Below are 15,286 nucleotides of genomic sequence, written 5' to 3'. Positions count from 1 at the left end.
GTCTCTTTTGCAGGAGTACAGGGAGTCGGGGAAGAGTGGGACTACGTGGGATAGGGCGGAATGTAGTACCTTTGGAAAAAGTGAATGCGATAGAGTATGACTACAGGTAAGACGATATTTCTCCCACAGATCAAGCGGAGCCTCGCGACGGAGGAGCTGCTGAGCCCGGCAGAAGTTTTTGACCGCTTCCGCGAAGACTTCGAGGCGATCGGCATCAGCGATGCCTATGCCACCACGATGAATAATCACCCGTGGGCGCTCCAGCGACCCATCGTGGAGTCCTGCAGGCTCACCTTTGCAGACTACTCCTCGGAGGAGGGCAGCAGAGCCTACATCAGGACCCTGGCACTGCTGCTCACTGCTGCCGCAAGGGAGCTGAAGCTACCCACCCTGAAGCTCGAATTTGCCCTCGCCAAGGGCTACTACGGCACCATAGGAGACCGTCGCCCGACGACGGAGGAGCTGGATCGGGTGCGCGCCTGCATCCAGAGGTACATTGATGCCGACCTGCCGATAAATAGGGTGAGGCTCTTTGCCGAGGAGGCGATCAAGTATATGGAGGAGAAAGGGGACGTCGACACCGCAGCGCTCATCAGCGACTCCGGGCGCTACTCCGTGGTCCTCTGGGAGCTGCAGGGCGACTACTACTATATCCTCCACCAGGTGCTGTCGCGGACGGGGCAGCTCCACCTCTTTGACCTCGAGCCGGCAAATGACGGCTTCCTGATCAGGGTGCCGGATCGCCGGGATCCTACGAGGCTCGCTGAGAAAGAACTGCAGCCCAAGCTCTTCAAGGCACTCGACTCGCAGCATCGACTAATCACCGGACTGAGTGTGGAGGACGTGACGCCGCTCAATCTCCTGATCCGCTCCGGCAAGGCAACGCAGATGATCCAGGTGGCTGAGGCACAGCAGGAGAAGCAGATCGCTGCCATCGCCTCCCACATCGCTCGCCTGCATCGGGACAAAGGGGTGTCGGCAGTCCTGATCTCGGGGCCCTCGTCGTCGGGGAAGACCACCTTCTCCCGCCGCCTGACGACCCAGCTGCTGACCCACCTCATCCGGCCCTACCCGATCTCTCTCGATGACTTCTATGTCAATCGGGCGATCACCCCGCACAACGAGGCGGGGCAGCCGGACTACGAGTCAGTCTATGCGCTCGACCTGCCCTTCCTTAGGGAGACGCTGAAGGGGCTGGTCCGGGGGGAGGAGATGCCAATGCCGCGGTACGACTTTGTCCTCGGTGAACGGGTGATGGACCCAAGGAATACGCTTCGGCTCACCGAGCAGGATATGATCATCATCGAGGGGATCCACGGGCTCAACCCGATCATCCTCACTGATGCCGTGGAGGCATCGTCGTACAAGATCTACGTCTCCGCCCTGACAGCCATCTCTTACGACAAGCACAATTGGCTCAGCACAAGTGACAACCGCCTGCTACGGCGGATGGTGAGGGATGTGAAGTACCGAAACAAACCGCCCGAGGAGACGCTTACCTCCTGGCCCGATGTGCGTGCCGGTGAGGAGAAGTGGGTCTTCCCCTACCAGGAGGAGGCGGACGTGATCTTTAATAGCGCTATGGTCTACGAGCTCGGTGCGCTGAGACAGCAGGCAGAGCTGGCGATCAGTCGGGTGCCGGAGATGAGTCCGGTCTATCCGGTGGCGGCTCGACTCCTGCGGGAGCTGCGCTTCTTTGATCCGATCCCGGAGAAGCTGCTCCCTCATGGGTCGCTCCTGAGGGAGTTCATCGGTGGCAGCAGCTATCGGGATAGGTGACCTACTTCTCTTCTCTTTTCCTATGACACTGAAAGCAACGGCAGACGATCTCGTCTTCCACTCCAAGCATATCGACATCCTGCGCTACCGGGTCCCCGGCTGGGAGACTCTGGAGCCGAAGGCTCAGCGCTACGTCTACCACCTCGCCGAGGCGTGCCTCTACGGTCGGGATATCCTCTACCTGCAGCACCACCCGATGGCGCTTGCCGCACGGGCGATCCTCGAGGCGATCTGGGAGCAGGGGACCTTCCGCAATCACGATATGGAGGACTACCTGACGCAACTCTGGATGTACTCCGGCTTCCACCACCACTACAAGGAGACGAAGACGGTCCCCGCCTTTAGCCGGACCTACTTCCACGAGGCGGTACTGCAGCTGCCGTACGATGTGGAGGCGTACCTCGAGGCGCAGGGCTTCACCCTTGACGCCCTGGATGAGATGATCTTCGACCCGAGCAAGGACCCCCTTCGCCGAGCGGACGGGGATCGGGAGACCTTAGTGGAGCGGTCAGCGGTCAATTTCTACGGCCCCGGCGTCACCACAGCGGAGGCGCTGGAGTTTTACGAAAAGCGAAAAGACAAGTACCGCATCGCCCCGGGACTGAATAGCCGGCTCGTGAAGGATGAAAAAGGCGAACTGCAGGAGCTGACCGCCTATACCGACGGGCTCTACGGTGACGCCCTGCAGGCGATCGTCCGGCAGCTCACCGCGGCGCTCTCCTACGCCCCAAGCGAAGCGGCAAGGGAGACCCTCCGGACGCTGATCGCCTACTACGAGAGCGGGGACATCGATGCCTTTGCCGACTACAGCGAGGCATGGGTGCGTCTACTGGAGCCGGTGGACCTGATCCACGGATTCATCGAGACCTACGAAGATCCGCTCGGGCTGAAGGGCTCCTATGAGGGGATCGTGGAGCTGGAGGATCCCGAGGGGACCGAGCGGGTGAGGCAGATCGTCGATCTGGCGGGCTACTTCGAACAGCAGTCGCCCATCGACAAAGCTTACAAGCGGACAGAGCCTCTCGGGCGTGCTGCCCGCGCCATCGACGTGGTGATGCTGGCGGGAGACAGCTACCCCGCCTCGCCACTTGGGATCAACCTCCCCAATGACGAGCGTATGCGGGCCGAGGTGGGGAGCAAGAGTGTCACCCTCTCCAATATCTCCCTCGCCATCGACCGCTACCGCAGTGCGGCGTCGATCGACCTTTTCTACCACGGTGAGGAGGTGAAGGAGCGGCTGAGGCGCTATGGTGCCGAGGCGGACATGCTCCACACCGACCTCCACGAGATCATCGGTCACGGCTCGGGGAAGCTCCTCCCCGGCGTCTCAGGTGCCGACCTGAGGGAGTACGACTCCTGCATCGAGGAGGCACGGGCGGATATCAATGCCCTCTACTTCATCGCCGACCCAAAGCTGGTCGAGCTGGGGATCCTGCCCTCGCCTGACGCTTATCGGGCGGAGTACGACCGTTACCTTACCTCTGCCCTCATCACTCAGCTCTCCCGTCTCGGGGAGGACACCGTGCTGAGGGAGGCGCATATGCAAAACCGCGCCCTCATCGCCCGCTACGCCCTGCAGTACCCGGAGGCGGTGACCCTGGAGGTGATCAATGGGGAGCACTTTGTCCTCATCCACGACTACGATCGGCTGAGAGAGATCTTTGGTGAGCTACTGCGAGAGCTGCAGCGCATCAAGAGCCGGGGCGACTACGAGGCGGCCGCCGACCTCGTTGCCCGCTTTGGCACCGAGGTGGATCCGGAGCTGAGGGAGGAGGCGATCCGTCGCGACCGAGCCACCGGCATGGCACCCTATCTCGGCTTTGTCAATCCCAGACTCTCGCTCCGTGGGGAGAGCGTGGAGATCGACTACACCGAGGGATTTATCGAGCAAAATCTCCGCTACAGCGAGCAGTACCGCACGCTGGCACTGCCCTTAGAGGACTTTCTCCGCAAGGAGCACAAGGTCTACGTCGAGGGGAGGTGGCACGACCGGCTCAATGCGATCCGGCAGCGACTCCGCAAGCGGATGAGTGGCGATGTCTCTAAGAGTATGCGCGACAAGGGTCTGCAGTACGGGATCAACTTTGGCGTCAGCCTACCCGACCTGCGCGAGATCGCTGCAGAGCAGCCCCGCGACCGCTCCCTTGCCGACCTGATGTGGACGAAGGAGGTCCGCGAGATGCGCCTCCTCTCCCTGATGATCCGCCCCCGTGAGGAGCTGACTCGCAAGGATCTCCTCTCGCTCGCGGGCGAGTGTCGCACGATCGAGGAGGCGGAGCAATTTGTCACCCTCCTGCTGATCGGCTCCGGTGAGGAGGAGAGGGTGGCTACGGAGGTGGCAGCAAAGTCCCCCGAGGCCGTCCTGCCGTGGGTCGTGCTGACCCGTCTCGCCGTTGCCGGTAGCGCCTCTACCCGCTTCGTCAAGCACTCTCTCGACCGCGCCGAGGAGGTGCTCTCCGAGGAGCGACCGCTCCAGGCGACCTACATCCTCCGTGCACTCTCCCGCCTCGCCGAGCGTCAGCCCGAGATGCGACAGCGCATCGCACGCTTCGCCAATGCCCGTGCCAAAGAGGAAGACCCGCTCCGCAAGGGGGTGGGGGAAGAATTGACCGAACTGCTGGAGTACCTCAGGCAATGAACGTACAGATAGAGCCCTCGTGGAAGGTGGTGCTAAGAGAAGACTTCGAGCAACCCTACTTCCGTCAGCTGACCGACCGAGTACGGCAGGCCTACGCCGAGGGGCAGTGCTTCCCGCCCGCCCCCCTGATCTTCAATGCCTTCAACCTCTGCCCCTTTGACCAGGTCAAGGTGGTGATCGTCGGGCAAGACCCTTACCACAACGTCGGGCAGGCGATGGGCCTTGCCTTCTCCGTCCCCCGCGGAGTGATGATCCCGCCGTCCCTTGACAATATATATAAGGAACTGGCCGACGACCTTGAGGTTAAGAAACCCCTCTCCGGGGACCTCACCCACTGGGCGCGACAAGGCGTCTTCCTCCCCAATGCGACCCTCACCGTCACCGCCCACCAGCCACGTAGCCACCACGGCTGGGGCTGGGAGCACTTCACAGACCGGGCGATAGAGCTCCTCGCTGAGCGGCGGGAGCACCTCGTCTTCATCCTGTGGGGATCGGATGCGCAGCAGAAGGCGCGCCTCATCGACCCCGAGCGCCATCGTATCCTCCGTGCGCCACACCCCTCGCCCCTCAGTGCCTACCGAGGCTTCTTCGGCAGCAAGCCCTTCTCCAAGACCAACGACTACCTCCTCCGCCACCACCTCCCCCTCATCCGCTGGGTAGAGGACTAAAAACCGCCATCCACAGTTCAGAGAGATTGATTGGAATAAATCTCTAACGGATGGATATTGGGAAAGAAATGCTGCACCCTTCGGGCGTGCCGCAACTCCAGCCCAGTATCCACCCCCATCTGATCTCTCAAAAAGGCGTGCTCTAAAGTTTTTTTGCCCTTGGGGAATACGAAAGATTTCTAGTACTGATCAAAGAATTGCCTAGCATCTCCTTGTCATTCCCTCCGGGGACTTAGTAAAGGGGGCCCTCCCCGACTCTTCGCACTGCAAAGATACTACCTCGACAACCACACAATGTCTCTTTGTGTCTCGACCGATCTCCTAAGTGCAACTATAAACACAACTGGTCAGCATCTGAGCGTACAAGCCACTATAGCAATGCTCCCACCATAGACTTTAGGCACTCGGGGACCTCCCCCACACCAATCCCGGTCAGGTCAAGACCACCTTCATCCAAGAGCACCGCTTCGTCCCCTACACCGAGTAATCCGTTTCTGCCTTCATTAGCGAGGGTGTGTCGTCCTATCAAGATGAAATGCCCTCTTTCTTAAGGGGCTCCTAAGGACTATAGTATAAGAGAGGTATAGTTCAAAGGAGACCTGTGGAGGGGGGTCTCTACATAAGCCTTACAGCGGTCTATGTCGCCTAAGGTGGGGATCAGTAGCGGCGGGTGTCTTGGCGCATGCCACCGAGGGCACCTCCGGGCATCTGACCTCCGAAGGGGTTGCCGCCGGGCTGGTCTCCACCGCCCTCTCGGCGCCGACGAAGCTCTTCTTCGCGCTCTTTGTTGCGGTCCTTGCGCTTCTCCTCATTAAACTTTGTCTGGATCATCGTCCGGGGCTTCTGCGTGAGGAGGGGCGTGAGGAGGGGGTAGAAATTCTCCTTCACCTCCCAATTCTTCATAAGCTCAAAGACCTTGGGGGCGTAGTAGACCGCTTCGGGCTGGGTGGAGGCATCGTAGTCCCCAGGGTCCCAGCGATGATTGCCGTTTCGGTCATAGATGATGCGGAGACCGTACTTCCCCGGATCGAGGTCCGGGAAGAAGATCTCCCCAGACCGGCTGTAGGAGGTCCAAACGAGTTTGTCATCCGGCGTAAGGAGTTCGCCTATGATCGAGTCCGGCAGATCGTGGATGGTGACGCGGAGGGAGGAGAAGTCGCTCTTCTCTTTTACCTTAAAGGCATCGACAACGGTTTTATTGAGCCGGTGACCATAGATATCGGCGATCTCAGCGCTGTCGACGTGGAGCTCGTACTGACCGCCATAGCTGAGGCGGGCGCTGATCAGCCCCGAGGTGACGCTGCCGTCAAAGAATGCGATGGTGTCGATCCGCATCGGCTGGAGGATCGAGTCCTTGGCATCGTAGAGGGTGAAGGCGCGGAGCATCGAGGTGTCGATCGGGAGGGTCGAGGCGAAGAGGATCGAGTCGGAAATACCGCCCTTACCCTTGTGCTCGATCTTGATGGAGAAAGGACTCTCGACAGCATGAGCGATGGAGTCGCTCTGGGCACTCTTCTGTTTCTTCTCCTCCTTATCGATCTTGGGCGCCTTGTAGGCGATGCGCAGGGTGTCGCTCTTGTAGGCGGGGAGGCCGAGGCTGTCTACGGAGAGATAGGTGAGCGCAAAGGTGCTGTGGGCGCTCCAAGTGGTGTCGGTGAAGAAGAAGTTGACGACCCCATCCTTGCTCTTGTCCATGACGTAAGGGGGCTTCATCGTGTCGGTCGGCAGCGCGAGGGAGTCGACCCGGGCGAGCTTGATGGCGCTGTCAGGGAGGGCGTTGAAGGTGAGTCGAAGCTGATAGGGAGCGGGGCGCTCGCGCTTCTTCAGGAAGCGCTTTGGGTCACGCGGCTCGTAGTAGAGCAGGACAAGATCATCGGGGTAATAGTGGGTGAAGGGGACCTGCTTGATGGTGTCGATGGTGAGCGAGTCAACCCAGAGGGTGTCGGGGCGAATGTCGGGCTTGCAGGTGGTGAGGACGGCACTATCGAGCCAGGCAACGCCCTCGGTTCCAACCATATCGTTGCGGTAGTTCCCATCGCTCTCCTTGAGAGCATAGACGTGGTAGCGTCCCTCACGGACGTTGCGGATCACAAACTTCGCCTTGTCGGACGTGCGACTGGTGCGGAGGAAAGTGGTGTCGTGGAAGGCACTCCTCGGGGCGGTGTCGGGATGAAGACCGACGAGGAGCCCCTGCATAGGCTCGTGCGTGCGAGCGTTAAGTACCGTCCCTGCTATCTCCATGGTGTCGATTCGATCGCCTGTGCTGAAGGCAAAGGAGAAGTTCTCCAGCGGATTGCCCTCATTGTTATCGACAATCGCATCGGTGAAGTCGATCGTGTAGGTGGTATTGGGCGTAAGGGTGTCCTTGAGGTTGACCACCACTTTTTTCCCATAAGAGATGATCTCCGGCTGCTGTAGCTGAGGCGGGGAGACGATGATCTTCTTAAGCGGATCCTTGACGGTGACAAATTCGTCAAACCAGAGGGACACCTTTCTGGACGAGATATTGAGCTCTCGCTCAGCCGGGTTGCTCCGGACGAGCTTCGGGGGCTGGTCGTCATAGGGACCACCATCGGGGGCCACCCTATTGGCGCATCCGTAGACTATGGCAATCGTTCCGCCTATCAGGAGAGAGAGGTGGAGCCAAGGAGATCGACGTCTGTACTTCATCATAAGTTCAACGGGCTTGCCTGCAAAGGTCGGTAAAAAAGTGGGGATAACTCCGTACCGTCACGGCGACATCATCCGGTATCATCACCTGCGTCCTCTCCAGTGCGGTAGCAAGGACGCCAAAGGCCATAGCGAGGCGGTGATCCCCTCTATGATCGGGCGTCACACTACCGGGAATTGTTTCACGTGGAACGCCCGTATAGGTAACGCTGTCAGGGGAGTGAGAGACAAACGCCTCACCGGACCATCCCAGCGAGTGAGCGATAGAGAGCGAAGCGCTGAGGCGATCCGACTCCTTGTAGACCAGTGAGGATAGTCCCGTAAAAGTGGCAGGCACTCCTACGCCAATTACTGTGGCAAAGAGAGCGGGGAAGAGGTCAGGATTCTGAGACAAGTCAAGATTGAGCGGCTGGTCTACCTCAGTCGGTTCAAGACGTCGGATCAGTCGCACAGAGTGATCACTCGTAACGACATCCAGAAATGGTCCAAAAAAGTCAAGCACACAAGCATCCGGATGGGATGAATTAGGATCCAGCCCCTTCAAAACTAATATTTGGATCTCCGGATGTAAGGCTTGCAGTTCCAGCCAAGAGGCAGCGGATGAGTAATCGGCAGGGAGAGTCAGATCATAAGAATCAAGAGAAGTCAAACCTATCTTCCGACCAGGCTCAAACTTGATCCGATCCGCTTCCCAAGTGAGATCTACACCGATCTGACTCAGGTGGTCGATCGTCAAGGCGATATACCTTGAGCTGGGATCAGAATGCTGTCTCCGGATACTCACAGGGTAGTTTTGAGCCACCGCAAAATAGATTATCGCAGAGATAAATTGACTTGACTCCCATGCTCTTGCGTCTATCTCTGTTTCACGTGGAACAACCTGACGTTGTGCGTCGACCACCCACCGGTCATCCGTCTGGTCGATCGTGACACCACAACTACGCAGATAGTCGATGAGTGGACCCATAGGGCGTCGGAGCAACTGAGGATCGGTGAGGTGAAAGGTAGTCTGACGACGCTCTGCAGCAGCAAGTGCCAAGAGGAACCGTGCGACACTCGCAGAGGCGGTGAGGGTAATATCAGAGTGTCCCGAGAGAAGTGCCTGTAGACCATCGTACATAGCGTAGAGGTCCTCCGGGGCATCGGTACCCAAGAGATCACTATGGGGCATCTGAGTAACTCCCCTACCCCGCCGAAGGAGGTAGCAGGAGATCAACGCACGAATGCCCTCACTCTTCGACAGAGGGAGGTTTACCTCAATAGACGAGGCAAAAGCCGTTTTCGTGAGCAACTTCATAGTCACAAATATAGCAGAAAGTCCCGTCCCATCCTTGGATAGAAGGGTCCTCTTCACATTAGATACGGGGCTAACGCATTTAGGCATTAGGGTAATCATATACAAAGGGGGGTATACGGGAGGCACCCGAAGGGTGCTCGCTCCATAGGCATCGGTCATCCGCGAAGCGGTGACCGATGTACAGAAGCCCCTCCCCTACCCTTCCGACCCCAGGCGGTTCGCCGAGCAGAAATCACCCATACCGAAGACCACGCAAGGGCATTGCGCCGGTAGCCGCCTACTCAAGCAGTGCGACACCTAATCGGACGGGTCGGACGGGTCGGACGGCGCAAGCGACAGGTATTTAGGAAGTAGCGTCTGAGGACATAAAAAAGGTCCACAAAGCTGCCGAAACGCAGCCTGTGGACCTTTTAGATTAATAACTTCCGATCAGAGGAGATGCTTGAGCGTGTCCGCCTCCAGGGAGGTGGCACCAAAGCGGAAGAGGTCGGGGGTCAGCCACTCGTCGCCCAGCACCTCCTTGAGGATACAGAGGTACTTGAGCGCCTCCTCCGTCGTACGCACGCCACCGGCGGCCTTGATCCCTCTCTTGAGACCAAACTGATCGTAGTACTGCTTGACGATGGAGGCCATAATGTAGATCGCCTCGGGCGTGGCACCGGGGTACCCCTTACCGGTAGAGGTCTTAATGAAGTCTGCATCACAGAAAAGAGCGAGGATGGACGCCTTGACGATATTCTCGGGAGTCTGGAGGGCACCGGTCTCGAGGATCACCTTTAGGATCACATCCTTGGCGGCCTGTCGCTGCTCCTGCAGCTGGTCACTGACGGTCTCGTAGTCACCGGCGAGGAAGGCACCGACCGGGAGTACAATGTCGATCTCCTCCGCCCCATCGTGGATCGCCAGGGCGATCTCAGCCACCTTGATCTCGGGGAAGGTCTGCGACGAGGGAAAGCCACCTGCCACGCAGGTGATGTGGCACTGCTCGACGGTTAGGTTTTCTTTGATCACTTGAGCAAAGTTAGGATAGACACAGATACTCGCCACAGGGGTAATGTCAGGGTGGTCGTCATCCAGCTTATTGACCTGCTGAGTCAGCTTATAGATCTTATCCTCGCTGTCCTCAGAGGTAAGCGAGGTGAGGTCAATCATACTGTGGATAAGGTTGATATTATCTCTGGTATCAAGTTCCTTATAGTGCTTGTCGACACACTCCTGCACCTTGGCCGTCACCTCCTCCATACTGAGGTCAAAGGTAAACTTTCCGAAGGCCTCACTGTACTTATCCTGTGAGGGGAAGAAGTCGTTATCGTGGTGATTATGACTCATGGTTGTATAATTTGGGATTGGATAAATGTCTGAATTTGTCGCGAGCTGTCTTCTTCGCTATATTCCTCTCAAGGGCCTCCGTAAGATCGCAATCGGTCTGATTGGCAATGCAGGCGAGGACCCAGAGGACATCAGCGAGTTCGTCTGCCAGATGCTCCTTGGAGAGGTCGTCCGTGGACTTCGCACTCTGATCCCCATAGGTTCGAGCGATAATGCGAGCCACCTCGCCCACCTCCTCCGTGAGCTGCGCCATATTGGTGAGAGGCGAGAAGTACCGGACCCCGTAGTCGCGGATCCACCGGTCTACTATGGTCTGGACCTCTCTAAGTGTGGGGCTGGGTGTGTCGGTCATCTGTTTCGCGAATCTATGCAAATGGTCACAGGACCATCGTTGAGTAGCCGGACCTTCATATCGGCCCCGAAGATCCCCTTCTTCACCTCCGACCCGAGCTCATCGGAGAGAGCCTGCGCCATAAGGTCGTAGAGTGGCTCTGCCTCGGGTCCCTTGGCAGCATGGATGTAGGAGGGTCTGTTGCCCTTCTTTGTTGATGCAAGGAGGGTAAATTGGCTGACCAGCAGGATATTCCCACCGATGGACTTGATGTCCTTATTCATCACCCCCTCCTCGTCATCAAAGATGCGGAGGGCAATGATCTTGCGGACTAAGTAGTCCATATCCTCGGCTGTGTCGCCCACCTCCACTCCCTGTAAAACCAGCATCCCGGGACCGATCGACGAGACCAAAGACCCATCGACCGTCACGGACGCCTCGCTCACACGCTGAATAACTGCTCTCATAGACCAAAGATACCACTTTAGGAGAAATAAGAGGTCGGCACGGAGGAGAAACCAAAAAGCAGTGTAGCCCAGGCGTGCTGACAGGGCGTCAGGCCTCGCTGTCGGGGTGAAAGTAGTCCCAGACGAGGCGGGCCTTGGCAGGACCAATAGCTTCTGTCAGTTCGTCCAGAGAGACTGACTCGCGGATCCGCTTCACTGACTTGAAGGTACGGATCAGCTTCTTCTGAGTAGCAGAACCGATACCTGCAATAGCGTCGAGCTCAGAGGAGATCGACTTCTTAGCATGGACATTTCGGTGGAAGGTGATCGCGAAGCGGTGCACCTCATTCTGTATCCTCTCTAAGAGGTGAAAGACCTGCCCCCGCTGCATGATGCCGATCACCTGAGGCGGATCTCCATAGAGCACCTCGCTCGTTCGGTGGCGGTCGTCCTTGGCGAGACCGAGGATCGGTATCTCTACCCCCACCTCGTCAAGCGCCTTTCGCACCACCCCCATCTGTCCCTTGCCACCATCGGTGATGATGAGGTCGGGGAGCTCCTCCCCCTCGTCACGCAGGCGGCTGTAGCGACGCACCACCACCTCGTGCATCGAGGCGTAGTCGTCCGGTCCCTCGACCGTCTTGATGTGGAAGAGTCGGTAGTCCTTCTTGGAGGGGACACCGCCCTTAAAGACGACACAGGCAGCCACCGGCTCCGCTCCTTGGATATTGGAGTTATCGAAGCACTCCACGTGCCAGGGAAGCTTAGGCAGACCGACCGAGCTCTGCAGGTCTCGCAGGATCTGCATATTGTGCTGGGCGGGGTTGAGCTTCTCCGCCTGCAGGTCCTTATCCTTGATGAACTGATCCACATTGTGCTGGCTCAGGTCGAGGATATGCTTTCGGTCGCCCCTCTGAGGGATCGTGACGCGATAGGCAGAGAGGTCGAGGTACTCCGGCATGAGGGGGAGAATGAGCTCGCGGGTGCCCTCAAGCGACAGCGTATCGAGCAAGTCCTTCAGAACGGAGGCAAAGAGCTCCACATCCTCCTCCTCTATCCCTCGACGGTACTCCATGGTTCGCCCCGAGATGATCCGCCCGTCCCGCGTCAGGAGGTAATTGACGAAGAAGGAGCGCCTCGAGGAGCCATAGGTGGCCACCAGCGCATCACCGATGACGTTGCTCATGATGGTGCTTTTCCCCTGGTAGTTCTCCAGCGTGTAGAGCATATTCTGCATCTGCAGGGCGGTCTCAAAGTCCAGCTCCTCAGATGCTCTTGCCATCACCTCCTTGATATCCCGCTTCACCTCCGTGATATGCCCTCGCAGGATCTCCTTAGCCGCCCGGACGTCCCTGTCGTAGTCCTCCTCCGTCTGCAGACCTTCGCAAGGCCCCTTGCAGCGGCCGATGTGGTACTTCAGGCAGACCCGGAATTTTCCCCTCTCGATATTCTCCGGAGAAAGGTTAAAAGAGCAGGTGCGAAACTTGTAGAGCCGGCGAAAGAGCTGGACCAGCTGATAGGCCATCGACTTATTGGGATAGGGCCCATAGTACTCCGTGCTGCCACCCGGCTGAGGCTTGTGTGTGGTCCCAAAGCGTGGGAAGCGCTCCCTCGTGACGTAGATGTAGGGGTAGAAATTACCATGCTTGAGCATGATATTGTAGGGTGGCTGGTGCGTCTTGATGAGGTTATTCTCAAGCAAGAGCGCATCAGTCTCCGTCTGGACCACGATATACTCCACGGTCTCAAAGACGCGCAGCATCGCCCGAGCGTTGGGTCGATCCGACTCGCGCTGGAAGTACTGCCCCACCCGCTTGCGGAGATTTTTTGCCTTACCGACGTAGAGCACCTTATCCTCCTTGTCGCGGTAGATGTAGACTCCGGGCGACTCGGGGATCACGGATAGGCTGTTGCGTATGTCTTTCTTGGCTATCAGCATAGCGTTCCACGTGAAACAAAGAGGGCTATCGTCCCATGAGTATCAGGAGGATATTGATATCCGAGGGGCTGATGCCGGGGATGCGGGAGGCCTGACCGATGGTCGCCGGGCGGATCCGGTCGAGCTTCTGACGAGCCTCGGTCGAGAGCGACTGTATGGAGAGGTAGTCAAAGTGACCGGCGATGCGGATATCCTCTAAGTGGCGAGCATTCTCGGCAGCCTGATGCTCGCGGGCAATGTAGCCGGCATACTTCACCTCCACCTCGATGGTCTCCTTCACCTCCTCCGCCAGCTGACCCTGCTCTAAGAAGTTCGCCAGCTGTGGGACAAAGGGGACCAGTCCATCCAGCGTGATACGGGGGCGAAGGATCACCTCACGGAGCCTCTGCGAATGCCTCAGCGGCGTCTCCCCTACCCGCTCGAAGTATGCCACGAGGTCGGGCGTTTCGGCTACGGAAGTGTCCCTCAGCAGCTCCTCAAAGCGATCGATCAGCGCCAGCTTCGCCTCCAGTCGCCTCTCACGACACAAGTCGACCGTACCCAGCTCTATCCCCTTGGGTGTGAGTCGTCTGTCGGCATTGTCCTGCCTTAGGAGGATGCGGTACTCGGAGCGACTGGTAAACATCCGGTAGGGCTCGTCCACCCCCTTCGTCACTAAGTCATCGATCAGAACCCCTATGTAGGCCTCGTCCCGAGCGAGGGTAAAGGTCTTGGCAAGAGACTGAGCAGCGAAGTGAGCATTGACCCCGGCGACGAAGCCCTGCCCTGCCGCCTCCTCGTAGCCTGTCGTGCCATTGATCTGACCGGCAAAGAAGAGCCCCTTGACCAACTTCGTCTCCAGCGTGTGGTGGAGTTGCGTCGGGTCGAAGAAGTCGTACTCGATCGCATAGCCGGGCCGCATAATCGTCGCGTCCCGCAGCGCCGGGATCTGCCGGATCGCCTCCTCCTGCACCTCTATGGGGAGCGAACTGCTGAAGCCATTGAGGTAATACATCGTCGTGTCGGCACCCTCCGGCTCGAGGAAGAGCGGGTGGTGATCCTTCCCGGCAAAGGTGACGATCTTCGTCTCTATGCTGGGGCAGTAGCGCGGTCCTATGCTGTGTATCTGGCCATTGTAGAGCGGTGCCTCGTCGAGATGACACCGCAACACCTCGTGGCTGGCAGGCGTCGTTTCCGTCAGGAAGCAGGGTCTCTGGGGCGTCTCCAGTCGGGACACCTCCGGGAGGAAAGAGAAGTGGTGCCATCCCTCCTCACCATCCTGACGCTCGCAGAGGTCAAAGTGGATCGTCCGACCATCCAGCCTCATCGGCGTGCCGGTCTTCATCCGATCGGTCCTGAAGCCCAGCCCCGTGATCTGCTCCGAGAGGCGGAGCGAGGCCGGCTCGGCGATGCGTCCCCCGGGGATCTTCACGCTGCCGATGTGCATCAGGCCATTGAGGAAGGTCCCATTGGTGAGGATCACCGCCCTCGCCCTTATCCTAAGCCCCATGGCGGTGACTACGCCGGTGACCGCCCCACCCTCCCCACCCTCGTGGAGCAGCTGCACGACAGCATCCTGCCAAAGGGAGAGGTTGGGCGTCTGCTCAAGATAAGTCCGCCAGAGGTGGGAGAAGCGCCCTCTGTCGCTCTGAGAGCGAGGGCTCCACATCGCAGGTCCCTTGCTCCTATTGAGCATCCGAAATTGCATTGACGACCTATCGGTGATGACCCCCATCAGACCGCCGAGGGCATCCAGCTCGCGCACGATCTGACCCTTGGCGATGCCCCCCACAGCGGGGTTGCACGACATCTGGGCGATCTTGTCAAGATCCATGGTGATGAGGAGGGTACGGGAGCCGAGCAGGGCAGCCGCATGGGCCGCCTCACAGCCGGCATGGCCGGCACCGACCACGATAATGTCATAGGATAGTCTCATACCTACAAAGATACGCAGAATTGCGCCGTCGCGTGACACCTATCCCGGCAGCGCCAGGGGTGGCGCATTAGAGCATTACAGCTATGCAAAGGAGAACTGCGGCGCGAGACTCCTCTCCTAAAGCACAAGCCTGCCGATCCCGCAGGGGCTAAGCCCCGGAGGGATCACCGGTCTTTAGCTGTAAGTTTGTCACATGATCGTTGAGGGGCTTTTGAGCCCCGCTCAAAAGCCCCTCAACGCCACTCAAACAAAGGAGATAAATCTTTTGGGAGCT

10 protein-coding genes are annotated in these 15,286 nt (G+C 58.6%); 3 read left to right on the top strand and 7 right to left on the bottom strand.

Annotation, left to right across the window (positions count from 1 at the left end; translation table 11 throughout):
* Positions 1-96 precede the first annotated feature (96 nt).
* From QZR17_RS06460 to ung, 3 genes are read left to right on the top strand one after another with little or no spacing between them, the layout of a single operon-like run.
* Positions 97-1,779 (top strand): nucleoside kinase, encoded by a 1,683-nt coding sequence (locus tag QZR17_RS06460; RefSeq protein WP_297129145.1) that lies wholly within the window; start codon positions 97-99, stop codon positions 1,777-1,779.
* A 22-nt stretch (positions 1,780-1,801) separates the two neighbouring features.
* Positions 1,802-4,417 carry a peptidase M49 gene (locus QZR17_RS06455; RefSeq protein WP_297129141.1) on the top strand — a complete coding sequence of 872 codons (2,616 nt, stop codon included), beginning with the start codon at positions 1,802-1,804 and terminating at the stop codon, positions 4,415-4,417.
* Entirely contained in the window at positions 4,414-5,085 is a 672-nt protein-coding gene (gene ung / locus QZR17_RS06450; protein ID WP_297129138.1) for a uracil-DNA glycosylase, read from the top strand. The genes QZR17_RS06455 and ung overlap by 4 nt, the downstream gene beginning before the upstream one ends.
* A gap of 657 nt (positions 5,086-5,742) precedes the next feature.
* On the opposite strand, the gene QZR17_RS06445 is transcribed toward ung, so the two are convergent.
* The 7 genes from QZR17_RS06445 to mnmG all read right to left on the bottom strand — a co-directional run bounded on the left by QZR17_RS06445 (position 5,743) and on the right by mnmG (position 15,012).
* On the bottom strand, positions 5,743-7,758 hold the full coding sequence (locus QZR17_RS06445; protein ID WP_297129136.1) for an Ig-like domain-containing protein: 2,016 nt from the start codon (positions 7,756-7,758) through the stop codon (positions 5,743-5,745).
* 4 nt (positions 7,759-7,762) lie between these two features.
* Complete coding sequence (locus tag QZR17_RS06440; protein WP_297129133.1) at positions 7,763-8,926, bottom strand: hypothetical protein; 1,164 nt, start codon at positions 8,924-8,926, stop codon at positions 7,763-7,765.
* Between the two features lie 555 nt (positions 8,927-9,481).
* Positions 9,482-10,381, bottom strand: a complete 900-nt coding sequence (gene deoC, locus QZR17_RS06435; protein ID WP_297129130.1) for a deoxyribose-phosphate aldolase — start codon at positions 10,379-10,381, stop codon at positions 9,482-9,484.
* On the bottom strand, positions 10,371-10,733 hold the full coding sequence (locus QZR17_RS06430) for a nucleotide pyrophosphohydrolase (RefSeq protein WP_297129128.1): 363 nt from the start codon (positions 10,731-10,733) through the stop codon (positions 10,371-10,373). Before QZR17_RS06430 ends, deoC begins: the two co-directional genes overlap by 11 nt.
* Complete coding sequence (dtd, locus tag QZR17_RS06425) at positions 10,730-11,179, bottom strand: D-aminoacyl-tRNA deacylase (RefSeq protein WP_297129123.1); 450 nt, start codon at positions 11,177-11,179, stop codon at positions 10,730-10,732. The genes QZR17_RS06430 and dtd overlap by 4 nt, the downstream gene beginning before the upstream one ends.
* A gap of 88 nt (positions 11,180-11,267) precedes the next feature.
* Positions 11,268-13,097 (bottom strand): excinuclease ABC subunit UvrC, encoded by a 1,830-nt coding sequence (gene uvrC, locus QZR17_RS06420; protein WP_297129120.1) that lies wholly within the window; start codon positions 13,095-13,097, stop codon positions 11,268-11,270.
* Positions 13,098-13,122: 25 nt separating this feature from the next.
* Positions 13,123-15,012, bottom strand: a complete 1,890-nt coding sequence (gene mnmG / locus QZR17_RS06415; RefSeq protein ID WP_297129116.1) for a tRNA uridine-5-carboxymethylaminomethyl(34) synthesis enzyme MnmG — start codon at positions 15,010-15,012, stop codon at positions 13,123-13,125.
* Positions 15,013-15,286: the final 274 nt, after the last annotated feature.

This window comes from uncultured Porphyromonas sp. (assembly GCF_900541275.1).
Classification (GTDB): Bacteria; Bacteroidota; Bacteroidia; order Bacteroidales; family Porphyromonadaceae; genus Porphyromonas_A.
Note: the sequence above shows the minus strand (reverse complement) of the source record. Positions and strands in the feature narration are given on the sequence as shown.